The sequence below is a fragment of the Halorubrum salsamenti genome (genome assembly GCF_007671685.1).
GTDB lineage: Archaea > Halobacteriota > Halobacteria > Halobacteriales > Haloferacaceae > Halorubrum > Halorubrum salsamenti.
This window is the reverse complement of sequence record NZ_VCNL01000002.1, coordinates 342,354-368,809: the sequence shown is the minus strand read 5'-3', so window position 1 is coordinate 368,809 and position 26,456 is coordinate 342,354. Positions and strand designations below refer to the sequence as shown.

At 57.6% G+C, this 26,456-nt stretch carries 23 protein-coding genes and 1 pseudogene; 8 read left to right on the top strand and 16 right to left on the bottom strand.

The window, feature by feature from the left end; all coding sequences use genetic code 11:
* Positions 1-44: 44 nt before the first annotated feature.
* The 4 genes from FGL94_RS06445 to FGL94_RS06430 all read right to left on the bottom strand — a co-directional run bounded on the left by FGL94_RS06445 (position 45) and on the right by FGL94_RS06430 (position 5,955).
* A complete protein-coding gene (locus FGL94_RS06445) occupies positions 45-1,310 on the bottom strand; it encodes a DNA double-strand break repair nuclease NurA (RefSeq protein WP_144922353.1) in 1,266 nt (421 codons plus the stop codon).
* Positions 1,310-4,021: an AAA family ATPase gene (locus tag FGL94_RS06440; protein WP_144922349.1), complete on the bottom strand. Its 2,712-nt coding sequence runs from the start codon at positions 4,019-4,021 to the stop codon at positions 1,310-1,312. The genes FGL94_RS06445 and FGL94_RS06440 overlap by 1 nt, the downstream gene beginning before the upstream one ends.
* Positions 4,018-5,535, bottom strand: a complete 1,518-nt coding sequence (locus tag FGL94_RS06435; RefSeq protein WP_144922346.1) for a metallophosphoesterase family protein — start codon at positions 5,533-5,535, stop codon at positions 4,018-4,020. The genes FGL94_RS06440 and FGL94_RS06435 overlap by 4 nt, the downstream gene beginning before the upstream one ends.
* 102 nt (positions 5,536-5,637) lie before the next feature.
* Entirely contained in the window at positions 5,638-5,955 is a 318-nt protein-coding gene (locus tag FGL94_RS06430; RefSeq protein WP_144922343.1) for a hypothetical protein, read from the bottom strand.
* A gap of 70 nt (positions 5,956-6,025) precedes the next feature.
* Between FGL94_RS06430 and FGL94_RS06425 the strand changes: the two genes are divergently transcribed.
* A complete protein-coding gene (locus FGL94_RS06425) occupies positions 6,026-6,238 on the top strand; it encodes a KTSC domain-containing protein (protein ID WP_144922340.1) in 213 nt (70 codons plus the stop codon).
* Positions 6,239-6,290: 52 nt separating this feature from the next.
* Positions 6,291-8,180: an ATP-dependent nuclease gene (locus FGL94_RS06420; protein WP_186313347.1), complete on the top strand. Its 1,890-nt coding sequence runs from the start codon at positions 6,291-6,293 to the stop codon at positions 8,178-8,180.
* Positions 8,181-8,349: 169 nt separating this feature from the next.
* On the opposite strand, the gene FGL94_RS06415 is transcribed toward FGL94_RS06420, so the two are convergent.
* Positions 8,350-9,912 carry a hypothetical protein gene (locus FGL94_RS06415; RefSeq protein ID WP_144922334.1) on the bottom strand — a complete coding sequence of 521 codons (1,563 nt, stop codon included), beginning with the start codon at positions 9,910-9,912 and terminating at the stop codon, positions 8,350-8,352.
* A gap of 127 nt (positions 9,913-10,039) precedes the next feature.
* Here FGL94_RS06415 and FGL94_RS06410 point away from each other — a divergent pair, with 127 nt between their 5' ends.
* Positions 10,040-10,408: a hypothetical protein gene (locus FGL94_RS06410; RefSeq protein WP_144922332.1), complete on the top strand. Its 369-nt coding sequence runs from the start codon at positions 10,040-10,042 to the stop codon at positions 10,406-10,408.
* An 80-nt stretch (positions 10,409-10,488) separates the two neighbouring features.
* Here the strand turns inward: FGL94_RS06410 and FGL94_RS18560 are convergent.
* Positions 10,489-10,557: pseudogene (locus FGL94_RS18560) on the bottom strand (CopG family transcriptional regulator); the annotation flags it as partial.
* Between the two features lie 216 nt (positions 10,558-10,773).
* Here FGL94_RS18560 and FGL94_RS06405 point away from each other — a divergent pair.
* Positions 10,774-11,292: a hypothetical protein gene (locus tag FGL94_RS06405; RefSeq protein ID WP_144922328.1), complete on the top strand. Its 519-nt coding sequence runs from the start codon at positions 10,774-10,776 to the stop codon at positions 11,290-11,292.
* Positions 11,293-11,434: 142 nt separating this feature from the next.
* Here FGL94_RS06405 and queC read toward each other — a convergent pair whose 3' ends face one another.
* The 3 genes from queC to FGL94_RS06390 form a co-directional block, all read right to left on the bottom strand.
* Positions 11,435-12,124, bottom strand: a complete 690-nt coding sequence (queC, locus tag FGL94_RS06400) for a 7-cyano-7-deazaguanine synthase QueC (RefSeq protein WP_144922325.1) — start codon at positions 12,122-12,124, stop codon at positions 11,435-11,437.
* Positions 12,125-12,236: 112 nt separating this feature from the next.
* Positions 12,237-13,013, bottom strand: a complete 777-nt coding sequence (locus FGL94_RS06395; protein ID WP_144922322.1) for a 7-carboxy-7-deazaguanine synthase QueE — start codon at positions 13,011-13,013, stop codon at positions 12,237-12,239.
* The gene (locus tag FGL94_RS06390) at positions 13,013-13,474 is read right to left on the bottom strand and encodes a 6-pyruvoyl trahydropterin synthase family protein (protein ID WP_144922319.1); all 462 of its coding nucleotides are present in this window, start codon (positions 13,472-13,474) and stop codon (positions 13,013-13,015) included. The genes FGL94_RS06395 and FGL94_RS06390 overlap by 1 nt, the downstream gene beginning before the upstream one ends.
* Positions 13,475-13,825: 351 nt before the next feature.
* On the opposite strand from FGL94_RS06390, the gene FGL94_RS06385 reads away from it, so the two are divergent.
* Positions 13,826-14,293 (top strand): RING finger protein, encoded by a 468-nt coding sequence (locus FGL94_RS06385; protein WP_144922316.1) that lies wholly within the window; start codon positions 13,826-13,828, stop codon positions 14,291-14,293.
* 219 nt (positions 14,294-14,512) lie between these two features.
* Here FGL94_RS06385 and FGL94_RS06380 read toward each other — a convergent pair whose 3' ends face one another.
* Entirely contained in the window at positions 14,513-14,938 is a 426-nt protein-coding gene (locus FGL94_RS06380) for a DUF6884 domain-containing protein (RefSeq protein ID WP_144922313.1), read from the bottom strand.
* Between the two features lie 119 nt (positions 14,939-15,057).
* On the opposite strand from FGL94_RS06380, the gene FGL94_RS06375 reads away from it, so the two are divergent.
* On the top strand, positions 15,058-16,293 hold the full coding sequence (locus tag FGL94_RS06375; protein ID WP_144922310.1) for a hypothetical protein: 1,236 nt from the start codon (positions 15,058-15,060) through the stop codon (positions 16,291-16,293).
* A gap of 213 nt (positions 16,294-16,506) precedes the next feature.
* Here the strand turns inward: FGL94_RS06375 and FGL94_RS06370 are convergent, their stop codons facing one another.
* A complete protein-coding gene (locus tag FGL94_RS06370) occupies positions 16,507-17,268 on the bottom strand; it encodes a hypothetical protein (RefSeq protein ID WP_144922307.1) in 762 nt (253 codons plus the stop codon).
* A 300-nt stretch (positions 17,269-17,568) separates the two neighbouring features.
* On the opposite strand from FGL94_RS06370, the gene FGL94_RS06365 reads away from it, so the two are divergent.
* Entirely contained in the window at positions 17,569-18,630 is a 1,062-nt protein-coding gene (locus FGL94_RS06365; RefSeq protein WP_186313346.1) for a TrmB family transcriptional regulator, read from the top strand.
* Between the two features lie 53 nt (positions 18,631-18,683).
* On the opposite strand, the gene FGL94_RS06360 is transcribed toward FGL94_RS06365, so the two are convergent.
* From FGL94_RS06360 to FGL94_RS06340, 5 genes are read right to left on the bottom strand one after another with little or no spacing between them, the layout of a single operon-like run.
* The gene (locus tag FGL94_RS06360) at positions 18,684-19,850 is read right to left on the bottom strand and encodes an ABC transporter ATP-binding protein (protein WP_144922301.1); all 1,167 of its coding nucleotides are present in this window, start codon (positions 19,848-19,850) and stop codon (positions 18,684-18,686) included.
* On the bottom strand, positions 19,843-21,018 hold the full coding sequence (locus FGL94_RS06355; RefSeq protein ID WP_241659141.1) for an ABC transporter ATP-binding protein: 1,176 nt from the start codon (positions 21,016-21,018) through the stop codon (positions 19,843-19,845). Before FGL94_RS06355 ends, FGL94_RS06360 begins: the two co-directional genes overlap by 8 nt.
* A 3-nt stretch (positions 21,019-21,021) precedes the next feature.
* The gene (locus FGL94_RS06350; protein ID WP_241659140.1) at positions 21,022-21,918 is read right to left on the bottom strand and encodes a carbohydrate ABC transporter permease; all 897 of its coding nucleotides are present in this window, start codon (positions 21,916-21,918) and stop codon (positions 21,022-21,024) included.
* Positions 21,915-22,835, bottom strand: coding sequence for a carbohydrate ABC transporter permease (locus FGL94_RS06345; protein WP_144922298.1), 921 nt, complete (start codon positions 22,833-22,835; stop codon positions 21,915-21,917). The genes FGL94_RS06350 and FGL94_RS06345 overlap by 4 nt, the downstream gene beginning before the upstream one ends.
* A complete protein-coding gene (locus tag FGL94_RS06340) occupies positions 22,835-24,244 on the bottom strand; it encodes an ABC transporter substrate-binding protein (RefSeq protein ID WP_144922295.1) in 1,410 nt (469 codons plus the stop codon). The genes FGL94_RS06345 and FGL94_RS06340 overlap by 1 nt, the downstream gene beginning before the upstream one ends.
* Before the next feature lie 162 nt (positions 24,245-24,406).
* Here FGL94_RS06340 and FGL94_RS06335 point away from each other — a divergent pair, with 162 nt between their 5' ends.
* Positions 24,407-26,446, top strand: coding sequence for an amylo-alpha-1,6-glucosidase (locus FGL94_RS06335; protein ID WP_144922292.1), 2,040 nt, complete (start codon positions 24,407-24,409; stop codon positions 26,444-26,446).
* Positions 26,447-26,456: the final 10 nt, after the last annotated feature.

The window sequence follows — 26,456 nt, the reverse complement described above, 5'->3', positions numbered from 1 at the left end:
TCGAGCGGTGCATCCTGCTGGTGCGTGTGGGGTGTGGTGGTGAATCATCGTCGTCGAAGTTCCTTGCTTAGTGCTTTGGCGTCCCATTCCAGCGGTACGTCGTTCGATTCAGCCCAGCGTTGGACGACGCGCTGGAACTGTTGACGGTCCTGATGGTCTAACACAGCGTCGCTGTCGGCCTGTTGTAGGATTTCTGGATAGCCACGTCCGATGCCTGCTTCTGCCCGCACAATGTCGACGGTGTACTCGTACATCGAATCGTACCCATCGGGACCGTTACTGCGGCACAACCACCCGGGGAATTCGATTCGATCGAGTCCAGCGCCTGGCGGCACGTTCAGGTACGAGAACAAGATGTCATCGCGGAATTCGTACGCTTGCCCGTTGTACGTTGTCTGCAACGCGTCGATGCTCCCATCACGTTTCGAGATGAATGGGATCGTCGTGTCACCCCACGGGCTCATCAACTCCGTCAAGACGTGCGCATCCGGAATAACGCGATCCGTCCCGAACTCCTCACGTAACAGGAGTCGCGTCATCTTCACGAGTTCAGTCGCGCTCGACCCGGCAACGTACCCGACCAGCGGGATCTCGTGGTGCTGACTCGCTGCAATAACTCGGCTTAGCGTCGAGATGTACCGCTCTCGGGTTTCTGGCTTCAACGGATTCGCAAACGACGCGATCAACGGCCCGTCATAGAACACGACCGGCGTGTTGTCGATGTCACCTGCATCACGCGCGTCAGCTAACTCCGAGAGTTGGTTGATGAGTAGCTGTCCTTCGTGTTCGAACCGGTGATGTCCAACGAGTTGGGAATCAACGAACCGATAGTCTCCGTCTTCTGATTCTTGTGTGACCTCGTCAGGCGTCAAGAGTCGCCCCTCAACGCCGCGGTCAAGCCGTCCCTCGGCGTGATGGTGGTTGACTGCCCATGCCGCTTGGATGTACGCGAGCGGGACGTTGAATTGCGTTGTCGGGGGGAGTTGTGACCCATCGACAGCCATCACCGGTACGTTATGAATAATCTCGCGTGCCCACTCGTTGACCTCCTCGTGATTCTCCCACCCGTCACTCTCAGGGTACGGAACGATGAGACTATCCACGTCATCAAACTCGTCCGTCGGATACGCCCCCGGGTATGATGCGTCCTGAAGCGACGCCCGAATCTCAGCACTCGTCCACTCATCGGGCAACCGCTGAAACGCGTCTTGATACCGCTCCACGATCCCCGTATCGTCTTCGAGATACGTCTTAATCGTATCAACGTTCGCCTCCAATTCAGACGCAACACCGCGTTTATCGATCGGCATTAATTGACCGACACCTCCGAGGTCTGCCGATCTTTCTCGATGGTGATCGTGTAGTCAGTCATCGAATCGAACGTCTGGTCGTGACTAATGACCGTGAGTTGCTCGAAGCTATCCAGCTGTTTGAGCTGAGTGACGAGATTCCGTTTCTTTTGCCGGTCAAGGTTCGCCGTCGGTTCGTCCAAGAACGCGATCCCCACAGACGCTAACTGTTCGAGAATCGCCAGTCGCACCGCAAGTGCAGCCGCCATCTTCTCCCCGCCACTCAGGGTCGAAAACGACTTCCGGACATCAGCATCGTGCACGACGATTTCGTAGTCGCTCGTCCACTCCAGCGTCTCAGCCGACGCGCCGCGAATCGACCGGAACAACTCATTCGCCCGGGAACCAATCCGGTCGGTGATGATCTCCCGCATCTTTGGCCCAGCCTCGCGGACGTTCTCCCGTACCCAGTCGGCGAACTGCTGGTCCGATTTCAGTTCCTTCACCTGCTGGAGTTTCTCCTGGCGCTCCTCTAGCTTCTCCTCTAACTCCTCGATCGTTTCACGAACCTCCTCCAGGTTCTCCTCCTTATGCTCTAATGACCGCCGATCACCTGCCAGTTCCTCCCTGAGCTCCTCGATGTCTGACTCCAGCGTCTCGAATCGCTCTTCATCGAACGACGCTTTCGTCTCCTCCAGTTCTGCCTCCGTCTCTTCGAGATTCGTTTCGAGGTCTGCAAGCTCGCTCTCCAGGTCTTCGACTCTCTCCTGCCGCTCCTCCACTTGCGAGGCTTGCTGCTCGTGCTTGATATACGTCTGATGTGCCGACTCCGTCTCTTCCAGCGTTTCCTGGACTTCCTCCAACTCCTCATCCAAGCCCTCGAACTGCTCTAACTCGTCTTCGATCTCCGCCAGCGCCGACTGTTCTTCCTCTAGTTCCGCCCGTTTTGCCTCCAACTCATCAGGGACATCAGCATGCTCCTTTACACGGAATTCAGCAGTCTGGTACTCGTCGTATGCCTCCTCCAAGTCGTCTCGCTCGGTTTCGAGATCCGGGAGCTCTGCCAATTCGTCTTTCAAGTCCGCTAACTCCGCCTCTGTCTCTTCTTTCTCGGCGCGCAGGTCTTCAATCTCACCTTCCAACGACTCGATTTTCTCCCGATAAACAGGGATCTTATCAACGCGCTGCTTGATCTCTCTCGCGGTGTCCCGCCGCTCACGCAATGCATCAAGTTCCTCGGCGAGCTCCTCACGTTCCGTCTCGATTTCCTCGATCCGGGTTTCACGCTGTTCGATCGTCTTCGACCGGTGATCCTCGTCTAACGGGCGGTCACACGTCGGGCACGGCGCATCAGCATCCGCGTCACGCAACCTGTCCAGCTGTTCTTCAAGCCGCTCCCGTTCGCTCGCCAGTTGCTTCCGGCTCGCCTCCCGGTCGTTGATCTCATCGGAGAGCGCTTCCGGATCCGTCGTCGCTTCCCACTCGCCCTCTATCTCCGCAATCGTCTCCTCTTTCGCCTCGATCTCGCTCTCCTTCGATTCGATCTTCTCGGCCAACTGCTCGATTTCCTCCTCTAACGCCTCTACGTCGTCTTCGCGGTCTTTCAGCGATTCAATACGGTCATCGAGTTCCTCGTACCGTTCCTTCTCCGCTTCACGTGCCTCCAACGTCTCCCGAGCAGCCTCCAGTTCTTCCAAGTCCTCTTCCAGCTGTTCGACCTCAAATTCGATCGCCTGGATCGTATCTTCCTGTTCGTCTCGATCCTCAACGAGAGCGTCCCGTTCGGCCTTCTGTTCCTCTAACTCGTCCTGTCGTTCGCGCGCTTCCTTGTACCGGCTGTACCCCTCACGGTTCGCCTCGCACTTCTCCTTTGCCTCTTCGGCAGCCGCGAGTTCCTCCTTCGCCGTCTCCAAACTGTCTTTAGTCGAATCGATCTCCCCTTCCAGTGAGTCAGCTTCCTGGTCCAGGCGGTCGATATCCTCTTCAACGGCTTCCAGATTCTCGTACTCCGACTCTTTCTCCGTCAATTCGCCGGTTTTCCGTTCGATTTGCGCTTCAATTGTCGCAACGTCATCGGCCAACGACTCCGCTTCCGCTCGCTCATCCGGCAGCCCCTGTACCTCGCCGGTGAGCGTATCAATATCCCTGCGGAGATCCTGCTGCTGACTCTCGATCGCGTCCGGGACATCCTTGAGCGTCTCCCACGACTCCTCATACGCATCCAGATTCAGGAGCGCATCGAACGTCGCCGTGCGATTCCGAGGCGTCTGCGAGAAGTCCGACAGGAATCGCGTTTGGGGTACCCCAATGCTGGAACTCCAGAGACTGCTAAGTTCATCTCCATCTTCAACATCGAAGCGTACGCACAACCACTCCACCAACTGTTTCTTCGAATCGATATCCTGATCGATCCACTCGTCAGCATCGGGGTCATACCGGTGCACGCCGTACTTCGACCGGCCGACCGAGCGAACAACTCGGTACCGTTCCGTCCCACTTGGCGTGTCCTGCTCGAACGTGACTTCGACAGTTCCCGAACTCGCGCCTTCCCGTATGAATTCCTTGTTGTTGAACGGGAGCGAGTCGAATAACGCGAAACCGATGGCCTCCTGAATCGTCGATTTCCCCGCGCCATTCTCACCGAGAATTGCCGTCACGCCGCCTTCGATCGGTACGACAGTCCGATCCTCATACGACTTGATGTCTTCCAACGCAACTTCCGTGATTCTCATTGTTCTACCACCTCTCCTGCCTCCGTCTCGACGTCTGCTTCGTCGCCGCCCGTCGTGTCACCGGACGCCTCTTCGTCCGTTTCGGCATCGGCGAACGGGTCTTCCTCGATATCCAGCACCACGTCATCCGCCAAGTCCGGGAACAACTCCTGGCGCGCCGAACTCACCGAGTCACGAATATCCTCAACGGCTTCGTCAGCCTGCGCCATCTGATGCGCGTTCCCTAACACGTCAGCGACATCGCCTGCATGATCATCGTAGATCGATTCCTTCGCAATCGTCTCGAAGACACGGTGTTCTAACGCAGCCGTGTTCAGCTGCCCATCTTTGAACACCTCGTCCTCGTCGATCTCCGAGAGAAGTTGCTGTACGTTCGCCGTCCGAATCCCTGTATTCACCTGTACGTACAACGCGTCGCACGTGTCTTCCACCCACGCCGCAAGTTCATCGGTTCGGAAATCTCCACGGCTAAACTGCAACGTGCCGGTGAACCGAAGATCGATAATCGGTTCTCGCGGCTCGCCTTGTGCCGTGAACTCGTCCTGACTGCAGTACTCTGTCATCGCAGCCTGCTCATCCCGAACATGCTCCTGAAACGCGGTTTCGAGATCACCGGGTGACTCATGCGCCGTCACGTCGAATTCAATCCGGTAGTACGGCCGTCGCTTCGTCAGATGATGCTCCACGTCGAACCCAACCGCGTCACCACCAGCCCTGGAGCCTCCGACGTCAAGCGCGACCGAGTAGTAGCCGTGCTCCCACTCAGGTCGCCCTTCCCGCGTGTTATGCGCTTCCGGTGACCCAGGATTGTATATCCACTCGCCCGACTCGTACCGCTTGTGAATGTGCCCAAGCGCCAGGTAATCCACCACCTCTTTCACGTCCCGCAGTTCGCCGTGGGTTACTGTCCCGCCGAGCGTCGGCACCTCATCTTCCATCCCAAAATGCGCCAGCAACACAGTCCACGCCGGTTCCCCATGCATCTCATTCGTCTCCTTGATCCCCTTCGCCACTTGCTGGAGCGCCTGGTCTGTCTTCGCACCGCGCCACTGCAGGCCGAACACGCGAATCGGCCCGTCTACGCCCGCGACATCAATATCATAAAACCCTGCAGACTGCCCCGGCTCTTCCGGATCGTACGGATTGAACCACGCTGTCTCGGGATCCGCATTCAGTTCGGCCTGCAAGAACACGATGTGTCCGCGCTGATGCAGGTAATTCAACCACGTCACGTCACGCGGCGTCAGATTTTCATCGTGGTTGCCACGCGAGACTAACACCGGCACCTCATCAGGAATCCGTTCGAGTTCCTGTTCGATCTGATGCAGGATCTTCGGCCGCAGATCCCGCGAGTGGAACAGGTCACCCGGTAATAGAATCGCATCCGTCCCGCGCTCCTCAATCATCTCTTGGAACGCAGCACGCGTGGTCGATACCATGTCGTCCTCGCGTTGTTTCAACCCGTACTGTCGATGGCCAAGGTGCGTATCAGCGATGTGCGTGAGTGTCAACATTCTCAGTGTATCGTGGAGGGTACTTGTTCAGCCGAGCGTGCTACCAAATCACGGGCCTGAAAGTATGTGACTACGTGTAATCGGACGGCTATTAAATGCCAGTCAACCAGGGTGAAAGTGAATTAGAGACGACATACAATCATCAACCGCGCTCGTGACGCCGTCAAACAAGGCCGCAAAGATAAACTCGGCCTCTTCATAATCACCCAAACCCCCGAAGACATCGACGGCGACATCCTCAAACAAACCAACACCAACATCTTCCTCGGCCTCCGCAAAGAAGTCATCACCAAAGTCCCCTCCATCCCCCGCGGCTACGAACAAGACCCCCAAATATACGGCAAAGGCCAAGCCGCCATCAAAGCCCCTGACGTCGAAGCCGTCGAAGTCAAAGGACTCCTCTACTGCCTCACCCAACACAGCAATTGAGGCTAGACAAACCATCATTTAATGGATAGAATTAAATGACTATTCTGCCACATAACGCAGTATGAAACGGGTCCCCGTCTCCTCAAGTAACCTCAGCAGTGTTGGGTATGATGAGTCGAACCAAGTTCTAGAGATTGAGTTCCACGGTGGAAGAGTCTACCAGTATTTCGATGTCCCCAAACGAATTCACCAGGAACTCATGAGCGCCAATTCGCACGGGAAATACTTCCACCGGAATATCGAAGATAAATACCGATACGATCAGATCAAATAATGCGTGTCAATTTAGTCCGTGTCCAAGATTCTCAAATCGAGAGGGCGGAGCCGTGAGTGACAGACGGACTCACGTTTCACGACTCTCAGTCGAGAACATCGGGAAATTCGAAGACTTAACACTCCAGCTGACTCCGTTCACACTCTTAGTGGGTCCTAACGACGCTGGAAAAACCACTCTCTTGGAGGCATTACAGACTGTATGCGATCATTCGAGTCTGGACATTAAGCAGATCCGGCGTGATGTGACACGAGACACTGGAAGAGCACCCGACGCCTCAATCGAGGCGGTCATTGAAAACCCGCCGGATGATCTGGCAGATCGTGCCAATCTTGAAGAGGGTGATGCTGCAGGGCTGAAGATGGAATGGGAAGTAACTGGAGATTCAGAAGAAGATGTTTATTTGGAGTCCCCAGACCATTATCTGAGAGAGCGGGTTCCCGAAGATGAACGGCTCCACGAATGGGACTATTATGCGGATGGCGAAAAGGAGATTCTGGAGGATTACGATATTGAGCCAGGAAGCAACGCTGATGAGCGGGAAGAACAGTTTGAGGAATTGAAAGCTGAGATCCTCGAAAATCCCGAAGACACCGGTCTTGATTGGGTCTCTTGCGGAACCAGAGAATTCAGTCGTTTAGCTCCAGCCAGTGAGCAAATCGATACCGAGGATGTAGACAGTCCAATCAAGCTACTCTCAAAACTACTCCGTCAAGAAACCAAATCCTTCCTCTATGCCGAGGATGAGGATGGTGAGAAGAGTGGAGTTGACGAACTTGTCGAAATTGAGGAACAGGCGACGGATGCGCTTAACGAACGACTCGAAAGCCTCTCCGACAGGATGGTGCGATACCTTCCCGGTCTGGATAAGATCACAGTAGATCCTGATTGGAGTTTTGTCAACGGAGCAGATCTCTCCAATATCGTGCTTCGCCGAGATGGTGAACAGATCCCGCTTCAAGAACTGGGTGGGGGAACTAATGCCCGCTCGGCCCTCTCAATGCTTGAATGGAGCGCAGAGGCCAATGAAGGAAAAGAATCCGTCATCCGGACGATGGACGAACCGGATCACCGCCTCCATTTTGACGTCCAACGGAGGCTGGTCAATCTTCTCCGGAGCGACATCTCGGATGAAGATAGTTATCTCTCCCAGTGTATCGTCTCGACTCATAGTTTGATTATGGTCGATGGGACCCCCTTACACGAAGTAGTATATCTCCCTGAAGAAGTGGATACGAACGACGAACGAGCGCCGCTAGTTTCGAAAGACGAAGCAGAGGCTGAGGATTTCATGGGCAACATCATGGCCGGTTTGGGACTCTCTGCTAGCTGGGTCTATCTCGAACGAGCGATGATTGTCGTAGAGGGTGCAACTGAACACAAATATATCGAAGAACTATACCATCGAGTCACCGGTAGTACTCTCGTCGAGGATGGAGTCCAGATCTGGGATAGCCAAGGGTGTGGTCATATCGTTAAAACTCTCAAACGACTTCAGGATAGCGGCCGAGCACGAACGTTCGTCATCTTGGATTCCGATGCAAAAGAGCGAACCTATTCTGAGGATACTCTTGAAGATCATCTTGAGGAAATGTACGAAGTCGGTGGTTCAGAACCAGAACTCGCCTGGGTCGGTGACAAAGAACTTGAGGACACGTGGAAGAAGGACGACTTAGTCCAACTCGCTGAAAAACACTGGCCGCGTGCAGATGGCAACGACTGGGAGGAAATCCATTTTCAGTCAGTAGACGAAGCGGAGAAACCGAGTGGAAAAATAGTTGATGTTATTCAAAGTGGTTGCGCACGCAATATTCAAGACTGCCCTAGTGTGACAAAGCCAAATATTGGACTTAGGATGGGAAGATTAGAAGATGTGGATCACCCCACAGAGATTGTCGATCTTTTGGAACATGTGCATGAATACTGTAATCGAGAACGTTAGAGATTAGTTCTATATTGAGGTGGGGCTGGAGTTTTAAGAACAAGCGCAAATCTTTCCACTATTCACTGGATACCACGGGGGACCTTGAAAAAGCATTGTAGTCGCAGTTACAGTCAATCTCTTCTACTGGAGCTATCGGTGACAGAGGCTGCCGTGGGTTTAACACACGTCAGAACGTCAGCCAGTCGTCCTCTGCCTCTTCCGGGAAGAAGCTCTCTGCGTCGGGGAGCAACGGGTTCGACCCGCTTTCGGCATCGACGCCGGGCATACTAAATCCATCTGCCGGCGGCTCCGCAAACTCGTCTAGACCTAACATCTCTGCACCGAGTTCCGGATCCATCACGGGTTCCTCCATCGGCACATCGGGATCCAAGTCAGACATTCCAAATCCGAGACCTGGCTGTTCAACCGGTTCCACCATTGGCTCCTCGACTCCGGAGAATCCCGCGGCGACGTCGGTTAGTCCGAAGGGATCGCCATCCCACCGCAGAGGTGAACGATCCAGACCCGCATCGACCGTCGGCTCATCGACTATACCCACGTCTTGCGGTTCAATCGGCCCTTCGTCCATGACTGGCTCCCAGCCAGGGGAGCGACGGTCACCGAAACGGCCGAAACTCGGTGCGGTGGCATCTGACCAGTTGTCGTAGCCGGCTGTGTCAGCGGTGGCCTGGCTGTCATCCACCGGTTCCCGGTCGGATGACCGCGGCCATGTTTCCGCCGGTTGCTGCCGTCTATCGGCGGCTGTCAGCGGGTTACGACGGCGGTCCACGTGCCAGTCCTGCTCACGGTGCCGCGTTTCCTGGGTATCGCGGGTAACCTGTCTCTGCCGGGCACGGGTATCGTCTCTCCAGTGATGTGCGCGACCGTCCGATGCATCCACGGACTGCATCGTCTCGTCCCGAGCATCGGCGCCAGAATTCCCGGGCGAGGGCATGAAGAGCGATTTGATGAACGACGAAATCTTGATCTCGATCGGACTGCGAACCAGTTCGTGACTCACGGCACTCGGCCCGACATCGACCTCAACGAGATCCGGGATCGGATCGAGACTGATGAATTCCGGTCCCCAGTCGACGTCGAGGTAACTGAATCTCGTGTCGACCTGGATAAACTTGATCGCGCGGCTTGAATCGACCGGCTTGAAATATGGGTTGTCGGTCTCGGTGGATAGGTTCCGGCGTGGCGACGCTGTGGCGGTGACGTGTCTTTGCCGGTGGGTTGACGTGCTCGTCCTTTTCCCCGCCCGAGAGAAATCGGTGTACGAAGCGGTTCGTTGCGCCGTCTCGATGTCGTCCGGGAGTGACCGTGGCTTATTCACCGTGGTCGACGCAGGTTCTGGTTCCTCCGAGGCCAGCGGCTCTGGTTCTTCCGATATTGGCGGCTTCGGTGGATTCGGGTCGTTGTCGCCTGCTGGCTCAGGTTCCTGCTCGGCAGATGCTGTGGACTCGGCCGTATGTTCCGTCTCCGTCGGCTGTGAGTCGATCTGCTGCGTCCCCGACTCCGTCGTGGACTCCTCGGATGTGCCCGGAGGCGCAGGTTCAGGAGCAGGCTGTGGACGCCGAGGAGGGGAAGGTGACGAAACCACCGTATACAGGACCATCGTCGTCCCGGCGGCGATACCTGCGGCCGCGTACCAGAGACCGGGAGGAGAACGCAAGCCGTCGACGAGCAGGAAGGCTGCCCCACCGAGGACCACGAACAGGGTGCCAAGACGACCGAACACCGTCATTTCCCTATGATACCTTATGTTTCATTAAATATCTGATCCTAATACAGACCGTCTACGTGCGGGTCGCATTCGAGATTTTGACCGGAATAAAGCTTATACGTCCTTCAGCGGTTGGTTGACACATCAGATGGCGACGGGACTGCTCAAAGCCCTCCTACAGACGGCGAACTACTTCCGGAACTGGCGGAATGGTGACCCCGAGAGTGCCATTCAGCGAGGCCGCAAGTATCTATTCTGGATACTGGTCGGTGGCGTCGCTATCCTATGGATCCTCTACCAGCAAGGGATCGCCGTCCCAGTCGACTTCGCCATGTTCACCGGCGGCCTGCTACTTGTCGATATGTTCCAGTTCGGGACACTGCTCCGGATCGGGATGGCGGTCGACCCGCTGGTCGGCGGTATCCTCGGCACGATAGGGCTCGGCACCCTGGCGAAGTTCTTCCGTGACCTTGGCGGGCTATCTGCCGCCATCAATTACTTCTTCTCCATCTGGTAAGCGCCCACACCTTCACTGATTCAGACACTGTATTCCGGGCTAAACAGATCCATATCCAAATCCAACGACCACAACGACTCTTCATCACCGACGTGCTCGTCAAGATCATCAAGCAGCTCCTGTGGAATCTCGACGCTGACCTTCGGCATACGCCCGTATTCGCAGAGGAATATCTTCATGTTGTCGCACATCATACCGAACTCACTAGCAGTTCTTTCTAATACACAGTAGAGTACCGATGTGGTTAGTCTGGTCTGTGGAAACTCACAGCAACTAATACAGTTTGATCCGGGTGCGGTCAGTACAGAGATTCAGTGTAACAGTGGGGGTTAGGTTTTTTATTATTTTAGTGAGCATTCGCTCCTATGACACCATCACCGGATACCGTTGTAAACTATGTGGAGGATGCTCTTGAAACACTATTTGAGGATGATAGACCGCTCCTCGTCAATGACTCTAATGAACGAAGTATTACCCACAGGCTTGCCATCTATCTGGAACAAGAAATTAAAGATCTGGAACCAGACTATGTGGTTGATGTAGAATACAATAGGGTGACTGAGGAAAACGGTGCGACCGATTCTATAAAAAAACGCGTTTCATATGATGAACTTACCGATTCGTGCAGAGGCAGAAGAATACAAGACGATGACACAGATGCTCAAACCGTTTTTCCGGACATCATCGTTCACGAGCGGGAATCAAGTGATCATAACCTCCTTGTAATTGAACTTAAGAAAACATCCTCTACTGAATCAGGCGATTGCGACAAAGAAAAGATAGTGCGTTTCCGAGAGGATTTGTGCTATAAGTATGGTATCTTTCTCCAGTTGAGGACCGATAGTGAACCTGAGATCGCAGAGTGCGCTCTATTTTTCGACTGATTATTCAATATTCATTCCAGTGTATATGTCTATTTCAATCATATGTAACCGATTATATGTTCGCAGGATTCCGTGAGTGGCTGTTTCATACGAGAATGGATCTGATGACCGGATTTCAACGGAGCCGGTATTGACCAGTAGACTACGAGAACTCCGGCCGCTCAGCATACGCGATCGGATCACGTGACCCAGCATTCCGGAATGCCTCAAGGCGGAACGCACACGCATCACACGACCCACACGCCGGCTCCTCGTCACGGTAACACGACCACGTCATCTCGTACGGTACACCGAGCTCTAACCCACGCTCCGCAATCTCTGTTTTCGACCATTCGACGAACGGTGGCTTCAACTCGATCTCTGTCTCCGGTTTTGTCCCGACGTCGATTACGTTCTGAAAGGCGTCGAAGAACGCCGAGCGACAATCAGGGTACCCGGAGAAATCCTCGGAATGCGCTCCGATAAACAGCGCCTCCGAATCAGTCGCTTCCGCGTACGAGGTCGCCATCGACAACAAATTCGCGTTCCGGAAGGGGACGTATGACGTCGGAATCTCGTCACTCTCCAGATCCGCGTCAGCCACGTCCATCTCCTCGTCCGTCAAACTCGACGCCCCGATTTTCGAGAGGTGCCCCGTTTCGATGTGTAGGAAATCCGCCGCGTCAACCTCCTCAGCAAGCGCCTGTGCGCACTCGTACTCCTTGTCTTCGGTGCGCTGCCCGTACGACGTGTGCAAGAAGTACGGCTCATACCCTTGCTCCATCGCTTCGTACACCGCTGTCGCACTATCCATCCCGCCCGACACCAGAATTACCGCGCTCTCGTTACTCATGAATTGTCAGCCTCGTCGAATTGATTGCTATCCTGTCCACCACGCCACGGGCGACATCCGCGCCGCTCTCGTGGCACCACACTGCTTTGACCGGGGCAACGTCGTGTCGTGCTCATGTTCCAGGCGCGTCGTTCCACAGGTCCACGTGGAGTCGCGGCGTGTACCGGTACCCGTACTCCATCGCCAACTCCGCGGCTTCGCTTTGCGTCCCATCGAGTTGCTCCCGCGTCATCCCTTCCGGCATCAACAGGACGCCATCGTCCGCCACGGTCGTCGCGGTCGCTGCCCGCACCCGCTCAACTAGGTCCGTGATCTCCGGCAGATCTGACTCGTCTGTCACGACGAACTTCAGCTGCGTCTCGTACGCATCGACCATGCGGGACAGCGCGTCCATGTCGATCCGGTTCCGTTCGTGCTTCTCTTCCCACTCGCCGTCGCCCTTCGGGTCCCGATCCGGTGTCGGCGTGCTACTCGCCAGCTTCGGACTGATACTCGCCAAATCGATCGGCGCATCCCGGTAAATCGTCCCGTTCGTCTCCACCGTCGTATGATACCCTTCAGCAGCCAGTCGGTCGAGGAGCTCAACGGACTCCTCATGAATCAGGGGCTCCCCGCCCGTCAGCACAACATGGCTAGCCCGCTCGTGTGACTGGACTTCCTCCACGATCGACTCGACGTCGCGCCACGCCCCGGTCGGCTCCCACGACGTATGATACGAATCACAGAACCAACACCGCAGATTACACCCAGACGTCCGCACAAACACGGAAGGCACGCCAGCAAGCGTTCCCTCGCCCTGCAACGAGTAGAACACCTCGTTAATCGGGAGACCCTCACCAGCCGCGTCAGCGTCCGTCGTGGATTCCTCAATATCGCTAGCGACCGGCATCAGTACGACGCACAGAGCTCCTCAGTCTCGCTCACCGACACCGACACGTCCGACACAGTATCCGGGAACGCATCGAGCATCCGTTGTTCGAGCAAGACACTCATCACCTCCGCCGTTGGCGGATGCTCCAACACGACGAGTGCGTCGCCGTCGCCGGACGCCTCGAACGCGCCGACAAGCGGGTCGCCTTCTTCGACGAGGAACCGGTGATCCCACGCGTCAATAACGTCCGTGACGTCACCTTTGTCGACGACCCACCCCTCCTCAGTGAGTTCCCCAGTCACTTCCACAGTGATCTCGTAGTTATGGCCGTGCGGCCGCGAGCACTTCCCATCATGATGCAGGATTCGATGACCCGAGCTAATCCGAATCGGGTTGTCCGCCCCGATTTGGAGTGTTCGCTGGCCTGCTTCGGTCAGCTCTACCGCTGTAGAATCATCTTGAGGTATGCTTTGGGACATATTCAAAGAATACTAAGGGCAAATATAAGCATTGATTTTCATCGGCTCAATCGGATTCTAGTCCTCAGACCGTTAGTAAGCAAGCAGTTGTTCACCAACACGAGCATATTGACTACCGAGTGTTCCGTCAACTCAGGGAGATGTTCCGGTGGTAGTGCGAGATACATCGCGCGAATGTATCAGCCAGGATTCTCGCAGTCGGGTCCGTTTCAGTAGGCCGCACGCTACATAGGCTGGAAGCTCCGACTGGTCGATAACAGACGAATGAGGACAAGCATAAAATAGAGCGACGGTGTCAGGAGCGAAATCTGTGAAGGGCATCTCTTTCTATCCGGATTTCCAACTACAATCATGCTCGTCTCAGAAGACCACATCGTCGAACGGATCGACGTTGACGAGCGGGATCTCCACGATAACCCGCCGGGTGTCCATCTACGGTACAACAACACACAGCCCACGGTAATGAGCGACGGCATCGACTTCATCGCGGTTATCGAGACCGACACCGAGAATGTCTACCGGCTTGATTACTGGGGATATGAGTTCGGCCGATTACAGGTGACCAGAGGCGGCGTTGAAGAAATTGGTGCCCTTCTCACGACGAACACACGAGGCGTTCCAAACTGGACACTAGACTCAAGCACCATCGATAAAGCGGACCCTCCGTGGTGGATTCCCAAGGAGGCCAAAATATCCCCGACTGAGACATGTGGCCTCTGTGGCGATACATTCCCTGCCAGCGACGTATTCACGCCACGCAATCTCCCGCCTGAAGCCGATTCGCATATTGTCTGTCAAGACTGTTGGAGGCGTCGATGACTCACCGACAATTATCGGAGATTTAGCCGTTGAATCAGCACTTGAACATCAGATCGCACTAACGCTAGATTCATCCTCTGTATCTCGCACAGTATTCCTATCAGATTCAGCAGACTTCAACAGAGACCATGTAGTCGTATGTGGTGTGACTCGGTCTTGAACACCCAACCACAGTTAGGAACCAGCGTCGAAACTACAGCAAGATAATCAGCGACGCGTTTAGATACGATCGTTGTACCACGCAAGCGTTTCACCGAACTGCAACCCGTCCGTCGGGATCGTGAATTCGACACTCGTCTCAGAAAGCAACGGTGTGAGCTCCTCGTGGTAATCTCGCCCAGCGTGGAACACGAGTTGATTCCCATCAACAAGCAAGCCGTCTGCGCGCAACTGCTCGAACACGGTTTCTGCCCACTCTCGTTTCGTATCCACGGACGCACCGCTCAGCGTCTCATCGTATGGCTCGATTGGGTCTCCGTCCGGGTCGAGCAGATGGTGTTTTGCAGAGAGAATATACCACGCATCGTGATTCGCTTCAACGTACTGGCGGGCCTTTCTGAAAAACGTCGACTCAAGATACAGATCCTTCGGTTTCGCCACCTCCTCACGCTTGCTTTTCGTACAGCTGACGAGCCCGATCTCCATACGACCTCGTTGTGTCGTCGATCCTATAATATTACTCCGTAGCGCGTCACCACGCGCCTTGTACGCTGGTGAGCACCCGACCCTCCAATTATATTGGTGAACCAAGAGAAGACATGGTAATGGCTGTCTCGCTTGCGGAACCAACGGTACTTGCTGCCGCGAAAGACACGCTGTACCCTGACATCGACACGAGCCCGGATCAGTACGCGGTCACGGAAACACAGTTTACACAATCCACGTGGGGCGGGTGGACCATTCCCCAGGCGCTTCGTGACCGGCTCGCGCCGTACAACACGATTCGACTCGCCGCCGGCGAACCCGATTTACTCGGCGTTGGCATGCCAGCCATCGACGTTCTGAACGGTGACGCAGCCACGACCCCAGTCACTGTCATCGAAGCGAAAGGCCACAACACTAACCCAGGTGACGCAGACGTCGCTCGCGGAATCACCCAAGCACACGCCCACCTCCCCGAAGTCAACCTCGGCTACGTCGCCGCGCCAGCCCCCAGTATTACTGACGCGGCACGCGCACAAGCCAGGAACCTCAACGTCGGCATCATCGCCGTGGAAGATACTGACTCTGCGCGTGTCGTTGAGCCCGCTCGCGTCACAGGGGCCGGGGAGTTCTCCACGACGATTGACGCGGTGCGACTCCAAGCAACCACGCACCGCCTCACCGACGGGAGTTTCCCAGTCAATCACCCGAAAAACTACCTCGGGTACGCCCTCGCACTCGCAGCAGACGACGACACCGACACCGTCTACGCCGACAACGTCATCAACGCTATTTCTGGTGGGCGGCGCGGCGCGATCTTGCTGAATCTCGTCGACGACCAGCCCACCGGCGACTCACTCACGCACCTCGGCGCAGAAGTCGTTCGCTTCGCCCGCGATCGGCATAGAAGTGTGGCGGCTGCACTCGCCGAGTTCGACACCTGGACCGGTAAATCAACGAGGTTCACCGAGCTCGCCCCGAGATGGGCACAACTCGCGCGCTCAGTCGCCATCCAATACGAGCCGACTCGCCTCATCATCACCGCGCTCGAACGCCTACATCAAGACGGGGTCTGGGACGCGACGCTCGCCGACGTCGCACTTGAAGCCACACGCATCAACCAGCCACTCGCCGTCGAAGTATTCTTTACCCAGCATCGCCGCGACGACGTTCTCACCGCAGACGGCGACATCAATGAGCCAGTGCTGACCGATCCAACGGTGTACAAGTCCGGCATCCACTTCCAGTTTAAATACCAGCTCTACCACCTCGGGATCCTCACCACCGGCGGTATTGACGACAAAGACATACTTCTTGAAAACGAGTGGCAATTAGAACATCCGGTTGGCGTAGAATAACGACTCAAGGATTGAGTCTCGTATTCCCCTCTTTCTGAAAGTCGCATCCAGCAGATAACGTTCAGATAAATTATCTCCATGCGAAAATGGGCTTCAGGTCTTCGTGTTCAGGTGTAATCAGTGTATCTGAACACTATCGCTCAGCAAAGGAGATGATTGTATTTGAGGAAGTAGGGCCCCGGTTCGTATAGTGAAAAACGGGTTCGAACTTGGTCACTCAGGAGTCGGGGTTACGGCCCGCCGTAACTCGAAGGACTCGTCTTCGCGGGCAACTTCGGCGAAGAGCTCCCACCGATCCTCGTGTACCAGCACGTCCAGGTACCGACAGGTTCCGAACGTCGAAATGCCGGTCGCCCGATCTGCAGTTGGCGCGGCGTACACTGGCCCATCGGAGCAGGTATCTGTTATTTGTTCGAGGTCTGGCGACACCGCGACGCCAGTTCGGAGGTTCCAGGTCCGACCGGTGTCCGAGACGCCGCTACCATCGTAGAACACCAGCCAGGTCGGCGCGCTCGATGCCGGGATCACCGTCGAGACGCGGGTGTGGTGGTCATGCCAGTAGTCGCGGCCAAGCAGTGGATTGTCCGGGTGTTTTCGCCAGGTATCCCCGTCGACGCTAGTCGCTAAGTGGGCTCGTTCGGAGACGCCGTCGAAACCGGCGTAGAACATGTAGTATCGACCACCGACGGTCACAATAACTGGGTCTTTCACCGTGCCTGAGTCTGTCCCACCGGGGTCGGGCGTCAGCACCGTCCGGGCAGTTCCAGGATCCAGCTCGGCGGGGGTAGCGACATCGGCCAGTTTGGTGATGACCCAATCGTTCCCACCGCGATCGACCGGCAGGTAACACTGGAGTGCGTTCGTCTGAGGGTTCGTACACAACGCCGCCCGTTCAATACTCACGACGCCAAGATCGGAGGCGGTGATGCTCGCTACTTGCCGTACGTCGCCGTCGTCGTATTCGTGGATCGTCACCTCGTGGCCACGATCGTCTGGTGTTCGCCAGCGGACCGCCAGGTAAGTCCGTCCGTCGTGTCGATGGACGCAAGGCGCACCGACCCAGTACCCTTCACCGGTTCCAGTAGGCGTGAACAGAGTCGTTGCCGCACCGAAATCAACGTCCGGCGGTTGAGCATACGACGGCATAAAGACAACCACGATTCGTGGTTTTATATAACCACGGGCGGATTTCTAGGTGCGCGAATCGCGATCATCAATGATACGACGCACAACACAGAGCCACCACGCGGGCGCACGGACCACGAGCCTACGCTTATGAGCGATCCAGCACTCACAAACCAACTTCAGGAACTCGGGCTGACAACCTACCAGTCGAAGGCGTACGTAGCAGCCGTTCAGGCCGGTCAGGCACGGCCGAACGATCTGGTCGACATGTCGGGAGTCCCACAGGGACGCATCTACGATGTCATCGATGACTTAGCCGATATGGGACTGCTCGAGATTCGGTCACAGGGGCAGGGCAAGGTTGTGACTGCACCACCACCTGAGACGGTCTTAGAGGATCTCAAACGTCGCCGAGTAACCGAGGTGAGTGAGCGAATCGATGCCGTGAGTGCAGGCCTCGTAGAGCTCTACGATGAGACCGATGCCGACACGGACGGGTACGTCACGATGGTTCGCCGGCAGGAGACGGCCCTTCGGCACGTGCGCCAAGCGATCGAGGCTGCCGAGTGCTGGTTACTGGTCTCGGTTTCGGTCGAGATTTACGAGCGGATCCAGAACGAGGTCGCCGAGGCCGTTGCCGATGGCGTGAGTGTCCGCCTGCTCTTGAGTGGAGTGGACGATCCGCCCGATCTCGAGTTTCCCGAGTCGTTACCGGTCAGGTTCCGAAGCGCGGCCGACACGTTCGTCGCGGCCGACCGGGCGTACGGGATCTACGCGAGCACCCACCCCCAGAACGATCAGCAGCCGTATCTGATCACCCAAGAAGCGACGTTAGTCCAGTTACTGCAAGACTACACGGAAACTATCTGGACAACCTCCGCACGCATCCAGAACACGGCGTCGCTCCCCCGGTGTTACTTGGATCCACGTCGTCTCATCGTCGCACACCAAGATGCCCTCGCTGCCGGGACCCCGTTCGTCGCAACCGTCGTCGGCTACCGTACCGACTCGCGCACCGACGGGACTTGGACCGGAACGGTCGTTGATTACGAGCTGAGCGGACCAGTCGAGAGCGACTACGGCATCGCACCACCGACGATCGCGTCCCTAACGCTGGAAATCGACGGGGAGACCCTCACAGTCGGTGGCTGGCATGCGACGATAGAAGATGTTGCGGCAACGAGTATCACGCTTCAAGAACCGGTCGCGTAACCAAGCACAGACCGCAAATCCCTCGGGAGACCATGCCGAACAGTTTCGGAGCGTTACGACGAGGACTCCGAAGCGAGGGTCCGGTCGATCATAGACTCGCCGGCGGTCCGGATCGCGTCACCCGATTCCGAATCGAAGAGGTAGATCTCCTGCGGGTCGACGGTGACCCGGCACGGCTCACCGGAAGCAGGCTGTGACGACGGCGGAACGACCGCAGTGAATTCCATCTCACCCAGTCGGAGGTGAACGAAGTTATCGTTGCCTTGGTACTCGGTCATCGCGACGATGGCCTCGAAGCCCGGGCCCTCCGCCGGAGGTGACGTGACCGAAAGCGTCTCCGGCCGCATGCCGAGAACGACTTCGTCGCCCGGTGAAAGGGATTGGTCGTCGCGGGCCACCGTGAGTAGAGTCACCGATTCACCGTTGACCACACACCTGAGCGCGAGGCGGTCAGGATCACCGCAGGGCGCAGCGACGACCTCAATTTGATTCATCGGAGGGTTGCCCAAGAAATCGGCGACAAACCGCGAGGCCGGGTTCCTGTACACTGCTTCGGGTGAACCACTCTGTTGGAGGACGCCGTCGTCGAGGATGGCAATACGGTCAGCCATCGTCATCGCTTCCTTCTGATCGTGAGTGACGTACACCGTCGTGATATCCATCTCCGCTTGGAGCTGCTGGAGTTCCGTCCGCATCTCCGAGCGGAGCTTCGCGTCCAAACTCGCCAGCGGCTCGTCGAGCAGGAACACGTCGGGTTCACGGACCATCGCCCGCCCCAAGGCCACGCGCTGTTTTTGTCCGCCGGACAGTTCCGCCACGTCCCGGTCGAGTAAGTCCTCGATTCCGAACTTCGCGGCCATTGCGTCGACCTTATTGCGGCGCTCACGCGCTGAGAGATCCGTCGAGTGTTTCAGCCCGTAGCCAATGTTCTCACCGACAGACATCGTCCGGTAAAGCCCGTAATCTTGGAAGACCATCGCGATCGACCGGTCGCTCGGATGCCGATCGGTCACGTCCTCACCCTCGATCCGGATCCGGCCGCTGGTGACCGACTCCAACCCGGCGATCATCCGCAGCGTCGTCGTCTTGCCACAACCTGACGGCCCCAGCAGGACGACCAGCTCGTCCTCGGCGACGAGCGAGACCCCGTCGACGGCCGTCTCCGTTCCTTGTGCGTCGTCGTAGCGTTTCGTGACGTCCTCAAGCTTGAGTTCAACCATCTTCGATCCTCCGGCCCGTCTCGTCGAAAAACGTGATTTCAGACTGACCGAACACGACCTGGACGTCAGCGTCGGCCTCGACCCACTCCGGGCGCGTTCGCGTCCGAATAACAAATTGCTGGTCCCCGGCCCGCAAGGTGATTTCGTACGCGCGACCGATCGGCTCAACGACCGTGACCGTACACTGGACAGCCTCGGTGACCGCGGTAGCTGGCGTTCCGATCGGCCCGTCGTCTCCGAGGAGATAACCGCCCTCTGGCCGGATGCCAACCCGAGCTGTAGCGGTCGGTGCCGTCTCAGTGAGCGTTCTGCGGAGGGGAGTGGCTGGGCCGTCGGCATCGAACACGTTCATCGACGGGTCGCCCAGGAAGGTGGCGATGAACTCCGAGCGCGGTTCTTGATACACCTCTCGGGGCGAGCCGATCTGTTCGATCCGACCCTGGTTCATCACGGCGATCCGGTCGGCGATACTCATCGCCTCCTCCTGGTCGTGGGTGACGTATACTGTCGTGATGCCGAGCCGTTGCTGAAGGTCACGTAGCTCCGAGCGTGTCGTGACCGCGAGCTTCGCATCAAGATTCGACAGCGGTTCGTCCATTAACAGGACTGACGGCTGTCTCGCGAGAGCGCGGCCGACGGCGACGCGCTGGCGCTGGCCGCCGCTGAGTGCCGACGGTTGTTTGCCGAGCAAGTCGTCGATATCGAGCAGCGACGCGGTTTCAGTCACCCGCTCAGCCATCTCGTCGTCGGTGAGTGAGAGTTTCTTGAGCGGGAACTCGATGTTCTCACGAACAGTCTTGTGCGGATAGAGCGCGTAACTCTGGAACACCATCGCGACGTCTCGTTCCTGTGGTGTCGTCCGGGTGACGTCCTCGCCACCGATCTCCACCACGCCGTCCGAAATGGCCTCGAGACCGGCGATCATCCGGAGGGTAGTCGTCTTGCCACAGCCAGAGGGACCCAACAAGACGAGAAGTTCACCGGGGTTGACTTCGAGATCGATGCTGTCGACCGCAACCACGTCGTCGAAGCGCTTGGTCAACGCCGAGAGAGCGACTCTGGTGGCCTCGACTGACTGCGAAGCGTCGTCCTCGCTTGCCGGTGCTCGGGAGTGTGGTGAACCGGTGTGGTTGGCCGGCTGCTCGCTTTGGGACGGGTTGTACGGCACCGGTCAGCCCTCCACCCCGCCGGCGGTGAGTCCTTCGACCATGTACTGTTCTAGGTAGAGGAACATGATAATGATCGGGAGCGTGGTTAAGAACGACGCGGCCATGACTTGCCCCCAGACGTTCTGGAAGTTGGCGTTCATCTGCTCGATTCCGATCGGAAGAGTGAGCTTGGCCTGGGATTTGAGGAAAACGGACGCGAAGATGTACTCGTTCCAAGCGATCTTGAACGCGAACAGAAACGCTGCGACGAGCACCGGGAGACTCAGGGGAACGACGATCTGGAAGATAGTTTCAAGCCGTGAGTACCCGTCGAGCATCGCGGCTTCCTCGATTTCGACCGGTAGGCTCTCGAAGTAGTTCCAGAGCATGTACAGCGTCAGCGGCAGGGTGCTCACGGTGTACGTGATGAATAGACTCAGTCGTGTGTCCACCAACCCGAGGGTCGCGATCACTTGAAACAGCGGGACGATGACGGTGATCGACGACAACATGTACACGACCACGACCCCTCGGCGCACGAACCCGTTACCCGGGAAGGTGAGCCGCGTGAAGCTGTACGCCCCGATGACGCCGACCACCAGCGAGAACGACGCAGTCACGGACGCGACGATGGCGCTGTTCAGAAAGTAGCTCGTGAAGGCGAACGTCTCAGAACCGAACAGCACCGTGTAGTGCGAGAGTGTCACTGCCTCCGGTAGCAGCGACGGGTCGCTTGAGTAGATCGCGTCGTCCGGCGACAGGCTCGTCACCAGCATGACGTAGAACGGGAACAAAGCAACCACCATTGTCAACACGAGGGCGGCGTAGAATCCGAGTCGGCCGAGCCAACTGTCGTTCCGGTACCCCGTCTTGAGAACGCGGAGGCTCGCGCTGGCCTGAGCTACGATCGTCCCGATCATAGTTTGTCCTCCCCGAACAGCGTGATGAACCCGACGACGAACATGGCTTGGATGATGAACAGCAGGAGCGAAATAGCCGCACCGAGCCCCTGCTCGAAGTTGGCGAACGCCGTCTGGTAGGCGAAGATCGGCAGCGTCACGACCCGTCTAGTGAGCAGCCAGACCTGTGCGAAGGCGTTGAACTCCCAGATGAACCGCAAGAGCACCACGATGGCGATAGTTCCTTTGAGCTCTGGCAGCGTGATGTCCTTGAACTGAGCGACTGCCCCGGCGCCGTCGATACGCGCCGCCTCGTACATCGATTCGGGGATCGCCTGTAAGCGGGCCACGAACAGCAGGAACGCAAATGGGAAGTTCCGCCACGCACCGAAGGCCACAACCGTCGGGAGTGCGGTCGATCGTTGGTCGAGTAAACCGGTCTGGGAGCTGTACAGTCCCCATTCGGCCAGCATGTTCGGAATGGCGCCCCACAGCGGACTCAGCATGAACTGCCAGACGAACGCGACGGCGATAATCGGTGTCACGTGCGGGAGCAACACCAACCCGCGTGCGAGGCGGCGCCCGCGAAACTCGCGGTCGAACAGGAGAGCGACGGCCAGCCCCGCGAGCGTCGAAAAGACGGTGCTGCCGACGGTGAACACCATCGTCGTTCTGAACGCACCCCAGAACCGCTGGCTGGTCACGAGTTCGAGGTAGTTTTGCAGGCCGACCCAGGTCGGCGCCTGGTTCGGGTTCAGCGGAACCGTTGTGAAACTCAGGTAGACATTATAGACGATCGGGTAGAGGATGACGGCGCTGATGAGTAGGACCGACGGCAGGATTAACGCGATCCCGAGGAGCGCCTCTCGTCGCTGAGCGGGCGACTCGAAATAACGGTCGATGCCGGTCGCCGCAGTGAGACGGCTCCCGACTGACATTATGATATCGCGTTTCGCATCTTCTCCGCCTGTTCCGTAGCCACGGTCTCCGGATCGTCACCCTCGATGACGACGCGGTTGACGGCCTCGGAAACGAGCGATTGACTCGAAATCTGCCCGAACTCCGGCAGTAGCGTCCCCTCGACGACGTCGAAACGTTCCATATTGCCTAGTGCCGAGGAGATCTGGTCGATCGTCTCGCCCCAAGCGGAAATGATGTCGTTGTCACGGTACGCCTCGCTCTCGGCGGTCGACTGTCGAACCGGCATCGTGCCGCCGGGGTTCGTGTGGACCCAACTGACGTACGAATCACCGGTCATGATATGATTCACCAGGTTCTCCGAAGCCGACAGACCGCCGTCCCCGGCGTCGAAGATCACGTGGCCCAGTACCTGTCCGTAGGTGCTCCGTCGGGTGTTCTCGGTCGCCGGGGCGAGCCCCGTATCCGACACCATCTCCTCGCCTTTGTCCGAGAGCAGGTCCGGGAGCAAGTACGAGGAGTACAAGAACATGTGTTCCTGTTCGTTGCCGTAGAGGTTTCGCGTGTCGTCGAACGTGACCGATCCGGGTGTGTACTGTCCCAGTTCCTGGTAGAACTCGAGCGTCTCGATCATCGCGTCCGAGTCGAAGACGACGTTCGCGTCCGCGTCCAACACCAGTGCGCCGTTTGACCGTGCGAATTGGGTGAAACACTGTCGCGCGTAGGCGTCGATCTGCGTCCCGAATCCGATTCCGTACGTGTCGTTATCGGGGTCGTGGAACGTCTCAGCCGCCTCGAGGATCGCGTCCCACGTCACCGGTTCGTCAAGCCCCGCGTCCTCGAAAGCGCTTTTCCGGTACCACAGACCCTGGACCCACGCGTCCGCTGGGACTCCGTAGTACCCACCCTCACCGGTGCTCATGAACTGCAGGGGCCCGTCCCGGAAGTCGTCCTCACCGATATCTTCGATGACGGACGTCGTACTGTCCGGGGCCAGTGTCCCATCAGCCCCGAGTCGTTGGATCGTCTGGATCGCCAACAACCCGACGTTCGGTAGGGTGTCGGAAGCGACCGCGCTCGATATCTGCTCCTCAATGGCGTCGTTGTCAATGTACCGCGTGTTCACGGTCGTTCCAGACTCCTCCTGGAAGTTGCTGACGATTGTGTTGATCGGGTCCCGGAACGGATCCCCGTTGTGGATATTCCAGTAATCGAGCTCGTCGACACCACCGCCGTCACTACCGTCACCACCATCACTACCATCACTACCATCGCTACCGTCACCGTCGTTACTGCCGTCACCGCCGTCGTTACCGCCCATGCAGCCGGCGACCCCGACTGCAGTGGCCGCCCCACCGGCCTGAATGAGTCGGCGTCGTGTCAGTGCGTCGCCCGTACTCGCCCGTTCACCAGTGTCATGCTGTGCCATAGCAGACACACGTTAGAGAACTGACTTAAATCTTCCGGCCAACAACTACTCAGAGTTGTTGTTATCCCCCAAAGCGTTATTTCACTGGCTCAGAGAACAGAGAGCATGAATCGGACCCAAAATAGAAACCAAACGGTGAATCAAGCGAGCGTGAACTGACGTATGCCAGTCGAGACGCTCGTCGACGGATACACGTATCTCGTACTCCCAGACGGAGAGAGTGCACAGCTCTCGACGGCAACCACCGGAGGGCTTTACCACCAAGACACCCGGTACCTATCGACGCTCGAATGGGCGACTGCCGACGCCGCACTCCGTTCGCTCCAGTCCACGCTGCAATCACCGGCAGTCACCCGAGAGCTACTGGCCCCCGTCGAAACGACAGTCAACGCAATGTCCGGCGAAACAGTTCCCAAACACACCGACATCGTCCTCGCACTCGAAACGCGAGTCTACGAGGGAGCCGGCTGTTCACAGACCATCACCGTCCACAACCACACCGCCACGACACGAACGGTGCCCCTCACCGTCCACTTCGACGCCGACTACGCAGACATCTTCGAAGTACGAGGCGTCGAAACCAACATCGACAGAACAGTGCGCACAACCGTCAGCCAAGACACGGTACAGACCGCCTACTCGTTCGAGAATAACGGCGAACAAACCGAATACACCACCACCCTCTCATTTTCCTCTCCGCCAGATTCGCTCAGTGAACATGAAGCGACGATCGAACTGACAGTCCCACCGCAGGGGACAGCCAGTTGCGGGCTCACCGTCGGGATCGACGGCGCCGACCCACCGACCGACACCGAACAGCCAGACCGAAACCGACCGATCGAACTCCCCGTGATATCGACGGCCACCGAAACGTACGACGACGTCCTTCGCCAAGCGGCAGCCGACCTGGCAGCGTTGACGACCGAGACCGAACACGGACCCATCGCGCTCGCCGGAACCCCGTGGTTCGTCACACCGTTCGGACGAGACGCACTCATCACGGCGCTGCAAACACTGCCGGTAGCTCCCGCGCTCGCGCTCGGAACACTCCGATATCTCGCAGCCCATCGAGGCACATCAACCGACCCGATCACCGAAGAAGAACCGGGAAAGATCTTCCACGAACAACGCCAAGGCGAACTAGCACACCGAGGACTCATCCCGCACACCCCGTACTACGGGACCGTAGATGCGACACCGCTGTGGATACTCCTCCTCAAAGAGACCTGCACCTGGACCGGATCACTAGCCCCTGCAGAGGAACTCGCCGCGACACTCGCAGACACACTCGACTGGGTGTACACAGCGAGCTGTACCGGTCCCGAAGACCCGTTCATCTACTACGATTCCTCTGACCACGCGCTGACGCACAAAGCCTGGAAAGACACCGCCGACAGCATCCGCAACACCGACGGGACACCGGCCGACCGACCGTTAGCCGTCGCCGAAGTCCAAGGGTACGCGGCCGCAGCACTGACCGACGGCGCCGACCTACTCACCCGACTCCAAGACCGAGACGTCACCCCCGACACAGCTGAACCCCCCGACGCGTATCGCTCCCGGGCCGAAGCCATCAAAACCGCGTTCACCAACGAATTCTGGCTACCCGAGCGCTCCTTCTACGCAGTCGCCAAGACCGGCGACGGCGACATCGTCGATAGCATCACCTCGAACGTCGGCCACTGCCTATGGACCGGTCTCATCGACCAAGACCACGTCGAACCAGTCGCCGAGACCCTCCTCGGGACAGCCATGCGCGGCGGCTGGGGCCTCCGAACAATGAGCGCCGACGACGCAGGATATAGCCCCGTCTCCTACCACGCAGGCGGGATCTGGCCCCACGACACCTCCCTAGCCGCGCTCGGCCTCGCCGAACACGGATACGCGGACGAAGCCGAGCAACTGGGCCGACACGTTCTCGACGCCGCCGCGACATTCAAAGACCAACGACTCCCCGAACTGTACTGCGGATTCGCACGCAGAGACCCCCCAACACCATACCCAGCCGCATGCACCCCGCAAGCCTGGGGTGCCGGCGCACCGTTTGCAATTCTCCGGGCAACCGTTGGGCTCAGACCGGACAAAAACGGTCACCCAACTGTAACTCGCTCCTCCGATCTGTTCGCCGCGAGCGTCATCGACCAACTCACCGAAGAAGCGGCATCGTCGACCAGGCTCGCCGAAACAAGTCCCAATGACTGACTCCCAGATC